Origin of the sequence: Arthrobacter burdickii (assembly GCF_030433645.1) — a bacterium.
Classification (GTDB): Bacteria; Actinomycetota; Actinomycetes; order Actinomycetales; family Micrococcaceae; genus Arthrobacter_D; species Arthrobacter_D burdickii.
Map to the genome: position 1 here is coordinate 240,043 of NZ_JAROCG010000002.1, position 16,639 is coordinate 256,681.

The 16,639-nt window shown below is 58.7% G+C and carries 10 protein-coding genes; 5 read left to right on the forward strand and 5 right to left on the reverse strand.

The window, feature by feature from the left end; all coding sequences use genetic code 11:
• Positions 1–3: 3 nt before the first annotated feature.
• Entirely contained in the window at positions 4–2,124 is a 2,121-nt protein-coding gene (locus P5G52_RS15720) for a DEAD/DEAH box helicase (RefSeq protein WP_301229248.1), read from the forward strand.
• Here P5G52_RS15720 and P5G52_RS15725 read toward each other — a convergent pair.
• Positions 2,121–2,441 (reverse strand): hypothetical protein, encoded by a 321-nt coding sequence (locus P5G52_RS15725; protein WP_301229251.1) that lies wholly within the window; start codon positions 2,439–2,441, stop codon positions 2,121–2,123. The genes P5G52_RS15720 and P5G52_RS15725 overlap by 4 nt on opposite strands.
• Before the next feature lie 212 nt (positions 2,442–2,653).
• On the opposite strand from P5G52_RS15725, the gene P5G52_RS15730 reads away from it, so the two are divergent.
• The gene (locus P5G52_RS15730; protein ID WP_301229253.1) at positions 2,654–4,405 is read left to right on the forward strand and encodes a DUF262 domain-containing protein; all 1,752 of its coding nucleotides are present in this window, start codon (positions 2,654–2,656) and stop codon (positions 4,403–4,405) included.
• A 158-nt stretch (positions 4,406–4,563) separates the two neighbouring features.
• Here the strand turns inward: P5G52_RS15730 and P5G52_RS18380 are convergent, their stop codons facing one another.
• A complete protein-coding gene (locus P5G52_RS18380; RefSeq protein WP_435868707.1) occupies positions 4,564–4,923 on the reverse strand; it encodes a DUF7255 family protein in 360 nt (119 codons plus the stop codon).
• A 143-nt stretch (positions 4,924–5,066) separates the two neighbouring features.
• Here P5G52_RS18380 and P5G52_RS15735 point away from each other — a divergent pair, with 143 nt between their 5' ends.
• Both P5G52_RS15735 and P5G52_RS15740 read left to right on the forward strand, forming a co-directional pair.
• Positions 5,067–8,180 (forward strand): DEAD/DEAH box helicase, encoded by a 3,114-nt coding sequence (locus tag P5G52_RS15735; RefSeq protein ID WP_301230153.1) that lies wholly within the window; start codon positions 5,067–5,069, stop codon positions 8,178–8,180.
• A gap of 116 nt (positions 8,181–8,296) precedes the next feature.
• Positions 8,297–9,220, forward strand: a complete 924-nt coding sequence (locus P5G52_RS15740; protein ID WP_301229255.1) for an FRG domain-containing protein — start codon at positions 8,297–8,299, stop codon at positions 9,218–9,220.
• Positions 9,221–9,373: 153 nt separating this feature from the next.
• Here the strand turns inward: P5G52_RS15740 and P5G52_RS15745 are convergent, their stop codons facing one another.
• On the reverse strand, positions 9,374–10,828 hold the full coding sequence (locus P5G52_RS15745; protein ID WP_301229257.1) for a nucleotidyltransferase family protein: 1,455 nt from the start codon (positions 10,826–10,828) through the stop codon (positions 9,374–9,376).
• A gap of 210 nt (positions 10,829–11,038) precedes the next feature.
• Here P5G52_RS15745 and P5G52_RS15750 point away from each other — a divergent pair, with 210 nt between their 5' ends.
• Positions 11,039–12,889 (forward strand): hybrid sensor histidine kinase/response regulator, encoded by a 1,851-nt coding sequence (locus P5G52_RS15750; RefSeq protein ID WP_301229259.1) that lies wholly within the window; start codon positions 11,039–11,041, stop codon positions 12,887–12,889.
• 403 nt (positions 12,890–13,292) lie between these two features.
• Here P5G52_RS15750 and P5G52_RS15755 read toward each other — a convergent pair whose 3' ends face one another.
• Together P5G52_RS15755 and P5G52_RS15760 are read right to left on the reverse strand one after the other, a co-directional pair.
• Complete coding sequence (locus P5G52_RS15755) at positions 13,293–15,809, reverse strand: tetratricopeptide repeat protein (RefSeq protein WP_301229261.1); 2,517 nt, start codon at positions 15,807–15,809, stop codon at positions 13,293–13,295.
• 43 nt (positions 15,810–15,852) lie between these two features.
• Positions 15,853–16,221, reverse strand: a complete 369-nt coding sequence (locus tag P5G52_RS15760) for a hypothetical protein (protein WP_301229263.1) — start codon at positions 16,219–16,221, stop codon at positions 15,853–15,855.
• Between the last annotated feature and the right edge of the window lie 418 nt (positions 16,222–16,639).

The window sequence follows — 16,639 nt, forward strand, 5'->3', positions numbered from 1 at the left end:
CGCATGAGCGGCTTTGACCAGCTGAGTCCAGCGGTGCAGCATCATATCGCGAATTCTCTCGGATGGGCGTCGCTGCGCCCGCTTCAGGACGAGGCCGTAGAACCGCTGCTTCGGGGGGATGACGCACTGCTGCTGGCTCCCACAGCGGGAGGCAAGACGGAAGCCGCCATGTTCCCGTTGTTGTCCCGCATGTCCTCTGAGGAGTGGCGGGGAACATCAGTGCTCTATGTTTGCCCATTAAGAGCGCTGCTGAACAACTTGGAACCCAGGATTGCCGGTTACGCTTCCTGGCTTGGCAGAACAGCTTCTGTTCGGCATGGAGACACAGGAGCGGGAGTCAGGCGTCGGCAACTTTTGGACGCGCCCGATATCTTGCTCACCACCCCAGAATCGCTCGAGTCGATGCTCGTCTCCACTACCACCGATGCAGAACGCTTCTTTGCTAGTCTTCGTGCCGTCGTCGTCGATGAGATCCACGCGTTCGCCGGAGACGATCGCGGGTGGCACCTGCTTAGCGTCCTAGAGCGAATCACGAAGTTAGGCGGCCAGCCGCTGCAACGGATTGGACTTTCCGCCACGGTCGGCAACGCCCCGGAATTGCTGCATTGGCTGCAGGGTGGGAGCAGGGGGAGGCCCGCCGTGGTTGTCGCTCCCGACGGTGGTTCCGGCCCCACCCCGATAATGGACCTTGATTACGTCGGTAGTACCGCTAACGCGGCCAAGATTGTTGCAGCTCTGCACAGGGGACAGAAACGCCTGGTATTCGCTGATTCCAGGCGTGTGGTCGAAGAACTGGCCCTAGCACTCCGAGATCGGGACGTAGAAACTCACGTGTCTCATTCGTCGCTGTCTCTCGACACTCGACGCCGATCAGAGGCTGCGTTCGCCGTCGGGCGGGATTGCGTTATCGTTTCTACCTCCACGCTTGAGCTTGGCATTGACGTGGGCGACCTCGACCGAGTTATTCAGCTTGGTTCGCCCCGAACTGTTGCCTCCTTGTTGCAGCGGCTTGGGCGAACAGGACGGCGCGCTGACACGACGAGGAATATGTTGTTTCTCGCCACGGATGAACCCGAATTCCTTCGCGCTACCGGTCTCCTTCTTCTCTGGTCGGAAGGGTACGTCGAGCCTGTGGTACCGCCACTGTCACCGAGACATGTGGCCGCGCAGCAAATGCTCGGGTTGACGCTGCAGGAACGACGGGTGGGTGACAACCTATGGCAACGATGGTTCGGAGGGCTGGAACTAGCGACGCCGGAAGAGTGGACGTCGATCAGAGATTGGTTGCTCGATCAAGGCCATCTGGACACCGACAGCGGCATGCTATTCGCCGGTCCTGAGGCCGAAAAGCGGTATGGCCGCATTCATTACAGGGACCTGATGGCCGTATTCACCGCGGATCCGCAGGTGCTGATTCTTCACGGTCGCCAGGAGGTGGGGGCGGTGGACCCCATGCTTTTGCAGAGAAAAGTGGAAGGTCCCCGATTGATTACCCTCGGCGGACGACCGTGGGAAGTGACTTACGTTGATTGGAAACGGCGGCGGGCATACGTCGAACCATCGACCCAGGGGGGTGTCGTGAAATGGGCCAGCATGCCTCAGCCTTACTCCTTTGCCCTCTGCGACGCGATCAGGCGTGCCCTTCTTGGTGCAGATCCTCAGAGCGTCCACACGACGACGAGGGCCCAAAACATGCTGTCCGAACTTCGGGACGATTACTCGAATCGAGTGGACGAGGCGCGCACCGTCGTCGGATCCGGAGGAGGAAGTCGGGTTCGGTGGTGGACGTGGGCTGGCGCACGGGGCAACGCAGTTCTGGTAGCAGCGCTTTCTGCCGTGCAGCCGGAGCTGTTCGACACCACGACGGCCTACGACAACTGGCAAATCGCTCTTCGAGGCGACGCAACTGCCAGTGCTGTAGCGTCGGCCGTGAGCGCGGCCAAGTCAGCGTTCGGGCCGGACTTCCGCGGAGTTGTACCGACAGTCGACGAACGCGCTGTCAGGCAGCTCAAGTTCTTTGAGATGCTGCCGCCGGAACTGGCTATGCGGACAGTGGCAGAGCGGATGACCGACTACGACGCGGCCGCTAACGTGGCGTCGCGAGGGTTTCTCGACCTAAGTTAGAGCTTATCGATCCACGTATCCTCTTCGCGGAGGTCCCAATCGGAACCTCCAGCGGACCGTGATGTGGTTGCGGCGCTCTCGCTAATCCGTTGCAACACCCGCCTGGCTTCGTGGGCCTGAAGCTCACGCAAGGACGTCACCTCACGCAGCGCCGCACTCTCGACGATTTCCTTCCGCCGGTCCTGGTCGTTGATTGAGGCCTTTGCGAACGCCTCTCGGATCGCATCAACCTGCTCGTCGCGGATTGGGGTGGCAAGCGGTGCCGGCTCAGGGTTGTCCGTGTCTGCTGACCCGAAGTCGAAGAGGGAATCGTTCATCCCTCGATGATACGAGTTCTACGGAACCTCCCGATCAAACTCGATGTCATGAGGTTGCATGCTCAGCTACCGACTCGGACGTGGAGACACGAATACGTTGGTAGGAGCCGGAATGAGATGTTGGATGGCGGATACACTCGGGAAAGATCATGGGCAGGGTATGAACGAAACAGAGTAGGACTGGGGAGCTCATGGAAGCGTTGAATAGACCCTTGAAGGATTGGTTCACCTCGGTGGCCGAACGACGTCTCCGGCTGCCGCGATTCCAACGATTTGAGGCTTGGAGTCACAACGAGGTAGGGAGTTTGCTGGAGACTGTTCTGCGCAAGTTACCTGCAGGCGCGGTTCTTGTTTTGAAGGTGGGAGCGGAAGAACCCTTCGCCAGTCGAGAGCTCGAATCGGCACCCGCACTTCGGCCCGGGGACCGAGTCACCGAACATCTCCTTGATGGTCAGCAGCGACTCACGGCGTTGTGGCGGGCGATGCACGACAACTACTCGAACCGCACATACTTCGTCCGGTTTGAGAACGACGACGAAGAAGGATCGCAGCCGGCGCCGCGCGTGCTGGGTCAGTACCGGTGGAACAGGGGCGGAAAGCTCTACCCTCTGTGGTGTGAAGATCCTATTGAGGTGCACCGACGTGGTTACATCCCATTGCGGCTTCTCAACCCGTTGGGTAACGATCAGCGCAATGAGTGGGCGCTCACGGCTACGGATGGAAACTTCCAGGATGCTTGGCAGCTCAATCTCAGAGTTCAAGAACTGGCCACCAATGTATCCCAATACAACATCCCTTATCTAAGCCTCCCCGAGGAGACGCCCAAGGATGTTGCTTTGGATGTCTTCATCAAGATGAATACGTCCTCCGTGCGGTTGTCAGCATTCGATATCGTTGTCGCTCAGCTGGAAGAGGCAACAGGATCGTCCTTGCACGAGCTTGTCGAGGATCTTCATGCTGCCGTGCCTACACTCCAGCGATACATCGATGGCGGAACACTGGCGCTTGACTGTGCTGCTTTGAGGTCAGACCGAGCACCGAATCAGCGTAGCTACCAACGAATGAACATCAGTGATGTTGCAGGCGATTGGGACCGGATCATCGCCGGCATCAAGTGGGCTATCGAGATGCTAGACGCGGAACGGATTTATGACGCACAGAGGCTTCCCTCCGTGGCGTCGCTTCCGATCATTGCGGCGCTGCATCAGTACTTTCCGTCATCCCTGGACGAAGCAGGCAACGCGCGGCGGCTCTTACGAGCCTATCTTTGGAGGTCGTTTCTGACACGGCGTTACGATCAGTCAGCGTCGACGAGAGCGTTGCAGGATTACCGCGGGCTGCGGCGCCTACTTCTGGGTGAGGAGAGCGACTGGAAGACTGCTCCGATTTTCGACGAGGAAGTCACTCCGCTACCAACCGAGGACGATCTTATAGGTGCCGCGTGGCCGCGAGGGAGGGAAGTTCTCGCTCGAGGACTTCTGGCCGTCGCGCTTCGCGAGGGCGCGCGCGATATTGCCGATGATCAGACCGTCACTGCCGGTAATCTCTCAAAACGGGAGTATCACCACCTTTTCCCGGATAGCTTGCTTTTGAAGATCGGCAAGGCGGAGCAGCAGAAAACTATGCGGGCTCTCAACTGCGCACTCATTTCGTGGAGTACCAATCGGAACATCTCCAATAAATCCCCGTTGCAGTATCTGCAGGATCGGGTAAGCCGAGCGGATATGGGAGAGGACGCGGTACGTGCTCGTTTTGCGTCCCATCTTATTCCGTACGCCGAGCTGGCCGAAGCGGGCCCATACCTTGAGTCCGACGGCGAGAAGCTTGTTCGTGATTACGACAACTTCCTTGCTGCCCGTGCGCGGATGATGCTTCCCGTCGTTCAGTCTCTGTGCGAAGGGGTTGGCTCTCAGTCGTCCCGCGGACTGCGTGCTACTGAGGTTCAAGCGGCTCGTGTTCCGTAGGCCTCGGCGCATCGGTCTCAGGGCTCACCTCGTGCGTCGCGGGGCTGTCTTGCCCTCGTCATTGGTAGACCTACTGGTGTGCCCCAACGCAACGGCTGCACTCGAAGCAGTCCTATTCGCTTCGCAGCGTTCCTTCGCCAGGCATGATGAAGCCGACCTCAGAGCAACCGTCCCTCAACGTACTGCCTCAGCGAGGAAGGGGAGATCGTGGCACTTCCGTCGAGGAGCGAAGCGAAGGTCGTTCCTTCAATGGTGTCGAACACCGATAAGCGAGCCAGACGGAAACCGATGTTCGACAGCGCCGCGGCATCCTTCACTGAGTCATAGAGGGCGCGTTGCTTCCAGCGCGGCGCAAGCCACAGGGCACGCGGGGAACTGGGACCGTAGCTGGGGGCGTGGCCGAGTGCCCTTCTAGCGTGAGCGTTCGCGAAAGCCGTCGGTGCTGCGCTGGCGAGAGCAACCAATCCTTCTAGCGGGTTTTGTGTACGCAACCTGCTGCGCTTCACTATTTTTCTCACTCCTTGTTGACACAGGCGCTACAAGGAGGTCCGTTTGCCTAGATCTTGCAGAAGTGCACTCGGCATGGGGGGTCTAGTTTGTCGATAGATGGACATAACCTGAGACGGTGCACAAAGACTTTGGGGGGAAGGCTCGGGAATCATTGCCCGAAGGCCTTTACGAATCGCTCGTTACTCGCTTGCTTTCCGAGCGGATGGCAACTTCATCTGAGCTGGAAGCAAGAGTTGAGCCGCTAGGCGAAAGTGACACGCTGGCCGCCGTGTCTCGGCACCTAGCAAGGGTGATGAGGGACGCGCTATTCAAGGCCGAGCCGGAGAGTCGGCTCGGCCTAGCAAATCAGCTCCTAGTGGCACTGTCAGCGGACGAGGCGATCGATGAGGGGCCGTCCCAGCTCCTATCACTGCACAAGCCTGAGTCAATCAAGCGGCGCGACCTGCGGCGGCCTACGACAGCACTTTCGGATTCTGCGCTCCTCACAAACGGCAGAGATGAGCCGAACCTTGCGGCGGAGCTGCGTGCTGAGATGGAGTCAGCGAATACGGTCGACCTACTCTGTGCCTTCGTGCGATGGACCGGTCTCAGGCTTCTCCACCCGACGCTCGAGCGGCTAGCCGAACGAGGCGTGAAACTCCGTGTCATCACGACCACCTATATGGGTGCTACTGAACGCCGAGCCATTGACGAGTTGGTGAATCGATACGGCGCTGAGGTCAAGATCAGTTACGAATCGCAAGCGACGCGGTTGCACGCAAAGGCGTGGCTGTTCCGTCGCGATACCGGCTTTGACACGGCCTACGTGGGCAGCTCAAATTTGAGCAAGGCAGCTTTGGTCGACGGGCTGGAATGGAACGTGCGCCTCAGCTCCGTCGCCACGCCAGACCTGCTCAAGAAGTTCGAGGTGACCTTCGATAGCTACTGGGCGCAGCGCGCCTTTCAGTCCTACGACCCTGAGCGGGACGGCGACAAACTTGATGCGGCGCTCGAACGAAACGGTGGTCGACGCACTGGTTCACCAAAGACCGAAACTGGACTTGAGTTAGAGCCGTACCTGCATCAAATCGAGATGCTCGAGGATCTCGAGTCTGAACGACTCAAGGGTCACACGCGAAACCTCATGGTTGCGGCAACCGGCACCGGTAAGACCGTCATTGCCGCTCTCGATTATCAGCGCCTCTGCGAAGCAGTGGACCGGCGCCTCAAGCTGCTCTTCGTGGCGCATCGGCAGGAGATTTTGAAGCAAGCGCTGAGTACGTATCGCACTGTCATGCAGGACGGCGCGTTTGGCGAGCTCTACGTGGGAGACAACAAGCCGACGCAGTGGAACCAGGTCTTCGCGTCGGTACAATCGCTCGCCTCGCGCGGAATCGAAACGCTGGAACCGGACTCCTTCGACGTCGTCGTAATTGACGAATTCCACCATGCCATGGCGCCAAGCTATCGCCGCATCATCGACCATCTCCGCCCCCAGCAGTTGCTCGGGTTGACGGCCACTCCTGAACGGGGCGACGGCGTGGACGTGGCTCAGCAGTTCTTCAATGGTCGGACTGCGAGCGAACTTCGCCTCTGGGATGCTTTGGACGCTGACCTCCTAGTGCCGTTTCATTACTTCGGAGTGTCAGACGACGTCGACCTCAGCCAGCTGGAATGGAAGCGCGGCAACTACGACGTTGCACAACTCAACCGCCTCTACACGGGGAACGACGCCCGCGCAGCGAAGGTGATCCGAGAAGTGCGTGACAAAGTCACCAATACGGACGACATGCGCGCGCTCGGGTTCTGCGTATCAGTTCAGCACGCGCACTACATGGCAGAGGTCTTCAACCGGGCGGGGATCCGCTCACTTGCGATCGATGGTGGTACCGACGACGCTGCGCGGGCGCTCGCCCTCGCGCAGCTTCGAGACTCAACTATCAACTGTCTCTTCACCGTCGATCTCTTCAACGAGGGCCTCGACCTACCGCAGGTAGACACGGTGCTCCTCCTGCGGCCCACTCAGAGCTCGACGGTTTTCCTCCAACAACTTGGCCGTGGACTTAGGAGAGCTGAAGGGAAGTCTGTACTCACGGTGTTGGACTTCATCGGCCAACAACGCCGTGAGTTCCGGTTCGACCTCCGGTACCGAGCCCTTACTGGTTACGGACGGAAGCAACTTGAGAAGGCCGTGGAGGATGAGTTCCCATACCTCCCGTCGGGGTCGCAGATCATCCTCGATCGTCTCGCTCAGAAGGTCGTACTCGACAACATCAGGTCCCAGCTTCGGTTCAGCCGGAAGCAGCTTATCCAGGACATTGCGTCCTATGGCGAGACGAACTTGGCTTCGTATCTCGAAAAGTCTGGCAACGACCTTAAGCAGCTGTATCGAAACGCAAAGGACTCCTGGACCGGCTACCTACGTCAGGCCGGTTTGATCGGTTCCCTCGCGGAAGCCGGCACGGGCCTGCAGATCCTCGCACTGTCCACTCCAGACGAGCAAAAGCTCCTTGGTCGGATGGTGCGTTTCCTTCACGTCGATGACCCCGAGCGCGGAGAGGCGTATGCGAAGCTCTGTGATCCGTCGTGCCCGCCCTACGCCGATCTCGGTCCGCGCGAGCAGACCTTCGCGCGCATGCTGTTCTATACACTCTGGAACGACGGCGGCGGATTCAGCACGTACGACGCCGGCCTCAATCACCTTCGCCAATACCGCTTCGTGTGCAGCGAGATTCGGCAGTTGATTGAGCTTGGGGTGGCGACATCGCGGCACGCGGGCAAGGGCCTCGGCTTAGGTTTGCAGCACATTCCACTCCTGTCGCACGCCACTTACCGCCGAGAGGAGGTACTCGCCGCGCTGAACTACGGTTCCCTCGAAGCGGGGAAGAACGTGCAGCACCGCGAAGGCGTTGCCTGGTGTTCTCAAACCTCCACGGACGCCTTCTTCGTTACGCTCAACAAGGACGACAAGAATCATTCAGCGTCGACGATGTACAAGGACTATGCGATCAGTCCTGAGCTGTTCCACTGGGAATCTCAGAATGCGACCTCGCCCTCAAGCCCGACTGGGCGCCGGTACCTGGACCGGAAGGGGCACGGTTCTCAAATACTGATCTTCACGCGGCCCACTGCAGAGGACGAGACCGGGCTCGCCGTGCCTTACACCTGCCTCGGTGCGGTGGACTACGTACAGCACTCGGGTGAGAAGCCCATCGCGATCACGTGGAAGCTGCACCGTCCCATGCCGGCAGATGTGTTTGCAGAGGCAGCAGCGGTGGCGCAATAAATCCCGCCTTGACTGGTGACGCACACCGGATCTTGTGCGAACCAGCATCACACTAATGTCACTAGCCGGAACTTATGCTTCGAGCTTAGTGCGGCGAACGACTACCTAGGAGAAAAATGCGAGGAAAGGCAACGTTCAGTGGGGTTGACCAACGGCTTGAAGGTGGTTGGACCGTTTATTCTATCTCGGATCCCAATGCTCTAACCCAAGTAGTGGGATGGTTGAAGTTCACGTGCGAGGCAGGTGTTGTTCTCTATCGCGGGCAGTCGCAGCTTTACGATGATATGACGGCAACGGGCTTTCGCTCACTGACTGAAAACAGTCATGCAGACTACGCAGAAAAATTGAAGGATTACATATCCTCGATATACGGGCAGGACTGCGCCTGCCGTCATAACAAGAATTTCTCGAGTTTGCATTTATGCAATGAGCAGTCTCAGTTTGTCAAGGACAACCCGAATGCGCTGGTGAGTGGGACTTATCGGGCTGTCGTTGAGCCTCTACTTCAGCATTACGGGCTGAAAACGCGTTGGCTGGACGTTGTGGATAATATTTGGATTGCCCTTTGGTTCGCATGTCATCAGCAAATTACGGAGGGAAGATACGCGCATCATCGAAGGCGGTCCATCGCCCAGGAAGGGCCAGACGCGAAAGCATATATCGCAGTATTCGAAACTGGGTCTATCGACCCCACTTCCGTGCCTGGCTATCGAGTCGGGCCTTCAACGAGATTTGTTGACCTTCGCTATGCGGTTCCATCAGTGTACCTACGACCTCACGCGCAGCATGGAGCACTCATAGCACCTTCTCGACTAGATAGTGGCGGAGTGCCGTTTGGATCTATGAAGGAACAGGTTGTTGGTGTGGTTGAGATTAAACTAGGTGACGCGCTCGAATGGTTAGGCACCGGGGCGATGACGTCAGGCCATGTGCTCTTTCCTCCTGCCACTCGCGATCACGGGTATCGCCGCTTGCTTGATTGGAACTCACCGCCGCACGAAAAGCTTGGTCACGTAACCCAGTTTGGGCCTGGGAACTAGGGACAACAGGTCGTGCGGTTGCAAGGTTGCTTGCGGTAAGTCGTATCCTCAGGTTCTGGGAAACAACGGAACCTGAGGTCCACGGCGGCCCGCTATCCTGCAGCCCCGAAGTGGGGAAAGTCTCGTACCGCGAGTTTTGTTATTCGCACGAGCCTAAAGTAATTTGCTCGCTGACGATTCGATAAGCAAATCACCCGCTCGCAGTACTCGGATAGAGTGGTTGGGGACCCGCCGGATCAACTCTTTGATGATGCTCTCCGCCCACGACCGGGTCATGTTCGTGGCGACGAAGATTGGTCCGTGCTGGGTCCTAATAGTCCTCGCCTTAGTGGAAGGATTTAGATGGTTTCGTTCGGTGGAGATTGCTCCTTCGATGGAAACCAAATCAACACCACCGAGGTTCGCGACTAATTTCGCAGTTTCGCGAACTGCACTTGCCGCGGTCAGAAGCCGCGACGGTCGCTTAGCGACTTCGACAGTGTAGATCGCAAACTTTCCGCGGACTCTGCGCAAGCGGAGGCGGAGAAACTGCTTTCGATCCTCCCCCAATGCAGTCTCTACATATGTGTCCGTGAAGGTTGCCAGCAATTCATCATCCAACCTTCTAACTCCGCTTGTGTCGCTTGGGTAGTCCATGAGTCGGGCAACTTGGCCCTGTTCGAGGTTCACGAGCGCAGCCTCGAGCTCGCCAACTGTTGAGACCCGCAATTGTTCAAGATGGGTCAGTAGCTCTTCTACAGCTCCCGTCTGCCCGGTGTCGTAACCTGGAAAGCGGGCTGTTATGACATCCCGAAGCGCTTCCTCATCAAGAGGGCGAGGATCGTCGTATTCAGCAAGATCGTCATCGATGTCGTCCCCCTCTTGCTGCGCCAAAGGAGGTTCATGGTCGACCGGTTGCGGTAGTTCCTGCTCTCCAATGAAAACTCTCGCCTCGATACGTTCGAAAATCTCGTCCATGTATCTCCGCATGCCACCCGCTTCAATAAACCATTGATTTATCTGGCCTTTACCGTCGTCGGAGAGCTCTTGGTAAGCTCCGGATTTGTAGCGAAGATCGTGTTCGTACTCGGCCCAAGCGTGACCGGCTACGCTCCTAATCTGGATTTCAAGCCCGCGGTATTTCTCGAAATATTTACCAAGGGCACCATAGCGAGCGCGTTCATCTTGCTTCTTAAGACTCTTAATGACTAAGTGTTCGCTGTCATATCCGTTGTGTTTCAGATCGCCGGGGTTCACGCGCTCGATTACTTCTGCGTGGTTCTCAATGAGATCGGCAAGATCGTTCCTGGTTCGAGTCGTGAATACTATGACCCGTGCGGCAACGCAGTCATGAATCTGAGTAGCAGGGTCAGAATATTTACGCGAGCCATCTTCAAGTTCCTTTTCAGACTTATTTTGGTAAGAAGAAAGGCTTTTGGCGCGAGACTCGATCGTGTGCAGATTTATGCTCCCTCTTCGGGCAAGTTCCTCGAGGTACCGGCGGATGTCCTGGGCGGCCTCGGTAAGAACAGACTGATCCTGCGCGTAATCCCAGAGGTGACTGGGTATGACTGTGTGATCACGATCGGAACCGGCCGCTTTGGACTCGTCGCTTGTGGTATCACTCATGGGGCTATGGTTGCACAGCAGATTACTGATGTGATCTCGCAACGAGGAACCTGTCTACGTCGCAGCATCCTCCTGGCGGATAAGCGCGGCGATGGCAGCGCTCGTCCGCTAGGAGAATTGGTAGGCACTGTGCCGCACCTTGCACTCGGCCCGCTATCCTGAAGGCCCGTGCGCAGCGTCGCGCCGGGTTGCAGGAGACAGGTGCCGTACATGCCGCAGCTTCCCACGCCGAACCAGAGCCAGAATCGCCCGACTCAGACCCCGCTCTCGGAACTTGACCGCATCACCGAGCTCGCCGGAGATCTCGCCGGGCAATTTGAGCTGGTCCCGCTACTCGAGCGCGTCCTCGGGCACGCCGTCGCACTCCTCGACTGTGAGAGCGGCTCCATCTCGATAGTCCATGAAGCCGAGGGGTACTACCGCAAGGAAGTGGATCAGGGCGTCGGGTGCCACCAGGGCCAGACTTTTCCACTGACCGAGGGTCTGACCGGCCGAATCGTCGCCACGCGCGGAACGGTCATTCTCGACCGCTATGCGTCCGTGCCCAACGGCCACATTGACTCCGCTGACCCACGCTGGGGGAGCGCCGTCATCGGAGTGCCCATCGCGTGGGACGGGGCCATCATCGGCACGTTCGCGATCTTCAGCGGTGGCCCGGACCGCAACTTCGCCGCAGCAGACGCCTCCCTCGTGGAACTCTTCGCCAACCACGCCGCCATCGCCATCATGAACTCCCGGCTCCACCAGGCCGCCGCAGCAAAGGCGCGCGAGGCGGCGGTCGCAGGTGAACGCGAACGGGTCGTTCAAAGCGTCCACGAGACCATCGGCCGGTCGCTCGGCTCACTCCTGCTGCACCTCGACCGGGCCGACAGGGCGACGCCGGGCGGATCGCACTCCATCCAGCACATCGACTCCGCCCGCGTGCTCGCCCACGAAGCGCTTTTCGAGACCCGACGCTCCGTGCTGGGCCTCGCACCGTCCAGCCTTGCCGGCAGTACTCTCGAAGAGGCAGTACGTCGAGAACTCGACAGTGTCGGCAGCAGTTACCCCATCGACCTGACGCTCCTCGTGACCGGCGAACCGCACGAACTGGCGCCCGTCGTCGCCCACCAGCTCTTCATGGTTATCCAGGAAGCTGTGGCCAACGTCGTCGCCCATGCCCGAGCCACCACGTGCCGAGTAGGCATTTTCTACGACACCACCGGCATGACCGTGGTGGTCGAGGACAACGGGCGCGGCTTCGAGCGCCCGGACATCGCGAGTGATGCAGTAAGCGTGCAGTGCAGCCGGCTTGGCCTCCATGGCATGGCGGCCCGCGCCCACTACCTCCGGGGTGAACTTCATGTCGACTCGACCCCAGGCTGGGGAACCAGCATCCGCGCGCAGGTGCCCTACTCCTCCAACGGCGATGCCTCCCGGGACCGCTGGAAGGTCATCGTCGCCTGTGCCCAGCCGCTCGTCCGGGCCGGGCTCGTCCGGTTGCTGGAAACCTCCGAACCGTCCGTCCACGTGCTCGGTGAACTCGCCACTTTCGAGGACCTCACCGACGCGGTGTCCCTGCTGCAACCGGACATGATTGTCCTCGACGAGCACCTGCTCGGCCAGTACGCCGGGGCCCAAGTGACCAGCGGGGACACCGTCGAGCGGCCCGTGGTCGCCGTCGTCGACTGTCCCACGGACGAGCAGCTGGCGACAGCGGCGTCGTCGGGCGTGCGGGGTTTTCTCTCGCTGTCCTCGACGCCCACCGAGGTGGCGCGCGTCGTCGTCGCTGCCGCCCGCGGTGACGCCCTGCTGGACGGGGCGATCTTCACGCGGCTCGCCGAGACGCGGCAAGCAGCCGAGGCAACGCCGAGCACAGCTCACCTGACCGTCCGCGAACTGGAGGTGCGCGACCTGCTGGCCGAGGGGCTGGCGGACAAGCAGATTGCCACGCGCCTCGGGATCTCCGCCAAGACGGTGGAGAAGCACGTGGGCGCGATGCTCCGCAAGACCGGAGCCCGAAACCGCACCATGCTGGTGGGGCTGCGGCACCAGCTTCAGGCGACCACTAACTCCACGTAGTTCCCGGCGCCCGTCCTCAGCCTATGTACTGAGGCGCCACCCCAGTGGAGTGTTGTCCCCTTGGACGAGAACGACAGGGAACGGATACCGAACGCTACGTGCTCCTCTGCGTTGGTAAGCCAGAAACTGTCTTAAAACCGACTGCTCCTTAGCGATTCCGCACCTCTGCTTGCGTCATAGGGATGCAAAACAGGAGGGAAGCAGCGCTGGCGGGGAAGCGGTATTGTCCTGACGGAAAGTGTCGCACCCAACGGTTACGAAACCTATTTTGTTGCGCCCTCGGAAGTCAGGTTGGGTTGAAACACGGACGGAATTTGTGGCAACTTTTCATTTTTCCTACAACTAGAATACCCTCGAAAAAACTTTGGTACATTAGGTCGCCCGCTTGAGTTCCACTCAATCACTACTGAGGATGACTTTTGGCATTAGCAAGATTCTCTAGATAGGTCAGAGTTGAGGGGTGGTGTGGCCCCAAAATACTCTGTGATTCGGCGAGGTTCTGTTCGTATAGAGGGATGGCTTGGTCGAGTTTTCCCTGCTGGTGGTAGGCATTCGCGAGGTTATTCCGCGACCGCAGCGTATCCGGGTGTTCTGGTCCCAGAATCCTCTGTGATTCGGTGAGGTTCTGTTTGAATAAGGGGACCGCCTGATTGAGTCTTCCCGCAGTCTGGTAAGCGCCAGCAAGGTTGTTCTGCGATCGCAGCGTGTAGGGGTGATTTGGGCCCAATAGTCTTCGATATTCGGAAAAGTTTCGTTCGTAATGTTCGATTGCTTGGTCGAGGTTTCCATGTTCTTGGTAGGCGCCGGCAAGATTGTTTCGTGCATTTAAGGTGGAGGGGTGTTCTGGTCCTAAGGTGCTTTCGAAGTCAGCAAGGTTTTGTTTGTGAAGTGGGATGGCTTGGTCGAACTGTCCATGTTCTTGGTAGGCGCCAGCAAGATTGTTTCGTGCATTTAAGGTGGACGGGTGTTCTGGTCCTAAGGTGCTTTCGAAGTCAGCAAGGTTTTGCTCATGAAGTGGGATGGCTTGGTCGAACTGTCCATGTTCTTGGTAGGCGCCAGCAAGATTGTTTCGTGCATTTAAGGTGGACGGGTGTTCTGGTCCTAAGGTGCTTTGGAAGTCAGCAAGGTTTTGCTCATGAAGTGGGATGGCTTGGTCTAGCTTTCCTGCTAACTGGTAGGCCAAGGCGAGGTTATTTCGCGAATTAAGTGTGTCAGGATGGCCTGGTCCCACGATCCGTTGGAGGGTCGCTATGGTTTGCTTATGAAGCGAGATTGCCTGCTCAAGTTTTCCCGATGTCTGGTACGAGTACGCGAGATTGTTTTGAGTTACCAGTGTCCCCGGGTGGTCTGGTCCCAAAATTTGCAAGCACTTAGCGAGGTTTCGTTCGTAGAGGGGTATCGCTTGGTCGAGCTTTTCCGCAAGTTGGTAGGCATAGGCGACAGTGTTCTGTAAAACTAGCGTGACCGGGTGGTCTGTTCCAAACCGTTGCTTTGCCTCCTCGTATAGTTCCTGGTGGTACTGGATGGCTGGTCCGATTAGTCCTGCTTCGTTGAGGGACTGTCCGCTGCGAAATAGTAGGGGATGGGCTCCGTTGCTGTCCCATAGCCCGGTAGGAGCGGTGCTGGCTAGGGCAGTTGTATTGGACCTCAGCGATTCCGCCAGCAGGGGGTTATCTGCGATCGGGGGCCAGATCTCGAGTAGCCCGTCGGCCACGCTGCGGCCGGCTGTAGTGATTGCTTCCGGGCTGAGGGTTTGTTGAATGGCCCGGCCTGTCAGGTTGTGCATCCGTACCGCGGGCGCACTGCCGAGGCCAAGGTCGTGGTCGATGAGTGATAGGCGATGCAAAGCCCGCAGCGCTTTCCGCGCCATGAGTCCGGTGACTGGTGTTCCGGTCGTCTCCGACAAGTAAGTGCAGGCCGCTTGGCTCGTCAGTACCGTTTCGGGTGCCCCGGCGGGATCAAGCATCGCAATTAGAACCGCCATGGGGCGGGCCAATCCGGTCGGGTTGATACGGTCGGCGGCTGTTACGGCCAGCTCCCAGGTTGTTGCCACTGTCTTGGCGTACCCGTCGGCGTCTGCGTCCGTCGGAAACAACTCGTCCAACGCGTGGGTGCGGTCAGCGAACCAGGTGCGATATTGGGTGCAGGTGATGCCTTGGTCGATGATCACGGCTGCGGCCTGTGCCAATGCCAACGGTAACCGGCCTAGATCCTCAGCCAGCTCGCCGCTGTCGGTGAGCGCGTCCTCAGGCAAGTCCTCCAGCAGGGGACTTATGCGCTCGTGCAGGTAATTGTTGGCTTCTGCCTCCATGAAAACGCCGACATCGCTCACTGTCCGGCCAGCACCAGAGAGGGCTGCGTCCCGACGACGGGTAGTTACGATCAGGTGCCCGCCGGCCGGAGGCCACAGCCCGGCGAGATCGGGAACTGCATCGATGTTATCCAGCACCACCAACCATGCCCGGTTCGTGGCGGCCAGGAATCCTAGAAACAAACCGGCCAACTGCTCCGGGTCACCATCGACATCGGCAAGATCCAGGTGGATGGCAGCCTCGGCGAAACTGACAAGCACCGACTCCCGGGATTCTGCGTTCACCCACACCCGCAGGTCCGCCGAGCTGGAAGCAAACATGCCCGCAGCAATCTGCGTTTTGCCCACACCGCCGGTCCCCGACAGCACCCACGCAGCTGCATGCTGCGACGCATCCGTGCCGGCGACTGGGGCTATCTGTTCAATGATCGCTGTCCGCGGCTGGAACGCCGAAGCCACGCGTGGGGCAGAACCCAGAACCATCGGCCAACTCAATGACCGCCGTGGCATCACCACTGTGGCGTGATCGCCGATCACGCCGACTGTCCCACCCGACACGTTGACGGCGGGAACCGTTGCCTTGTCAGGGTCCTGTTGGGGCTTGTTCATTCCAGTACCTCCAATTCAGTCACTGACGTGGGCGAAATGCCAGCTAGTTGAAGGTTACGGTTCCATGATCCCCGATGATTCCGACCTTCCCGCCGGTCACTGTGATGTGGTATTTCGTCTTCACTCCGGCTTGTTCGGCTGCTTTGAGGACTGCCTCCGCTGCTGCCAGGACTTCGGTGTCCTGGTCTGCTCCGGTTTCCTTAAGCTGCTTGGCCAGTGGTTTCTCGTAGGTGTCGGGGTCGGCCTCGTAGTCAGCCAGCGCTTGTTCGGACTTAGGGTTGCCAGCGAACTTCACAGCTAGTACGTTTTTCAGCCCTGCATACCCATCCTTGACGGCTTGGGAAACAGTATCTGTCACTCCTGAGGTGGCTCCCGCCACCAGTGCTGCCACAATCAACGTAACCGGATCCACGACACAACCGCCCTTTCAAAAAGCACCCTTAGCTGTTGGCGCCAGGATTGTTCCGAAGCCTACCGAAGTTATACACGAAGCGCACGAGTAGTAAGCCGTCATGTGCCTTGATCGCCGCTCCCGCGGCTACTACGACACCGGTGTGAGCGCGAGCGGCAACTCAAGGAAGGCAGCTGGGAATACCATAGTTGCCTGATGCCTGCTATCTAGCCAGCCAAATGTAACCACTTTGTTCTAAAACTACCTGCGCCAAAGGGAATAACCTTAGCACTTACAGTCAGGAAGCTCTGGGGAGCACATGGCAAAGTTCGGGCCTTCCTTGAATACGACTTCGAGATCCGCTGAGTCATCTGCACGATGAACGCGATCGAGTTGACTAATTTTGTTACCGGCTGGCGGTCGAGGCGCGCGCGCACTT

What these genes read in the sequence shown, in the direction of transcription:
- P5G52_RS15720 (WP_301229248.1), top strand. Translation starts at nt 4, where the DNA reads ATGAGCGGCTTTGACCAGCTGAGTCCAGCGGTGCAGCATCATATCGCG.
- P5G52_RS15740 (WP_301229255.1), top strand. Translation starts at nt 8,297, where the DNA reads ATGCGAGGAAAGGCAACGTTCAGTGGGGTTGACCAACGGCTTGAAGGT.
- P5G52_RS15745 (WP_301229257.1), bottom strand. Translation starts at nt 10,828, where the DNA reads ATGAGTGATACCACAAGCGACGAGTCCAAAGCGGCCGGTTCCGATCGT.
- P5G52_RS15755 (WP_301229261.1), bottom strand. Translation starts at nt 15,809, where the DNA reads ATGAACAAGCCCCAACAGGACCCTGACAAGGCAACGGTTCCCGCCGTC.
- P5G52_RS15725 (WP_301229251.1), bottom strand. Translation starts at nt 2,441, where the DNA reads ATGAACGATTCCCTCTTCGACTTCGGGTCAGCAGACACGGACAACCCT.
- P5G52_RS15750 (WP_301229259.1), top strand. Translation starts at nt 11,039, where the DNA reads ATGCCGCAGCTTCCCACGCCGAACCAGAGCCAGAATCGCCCGACTCAG.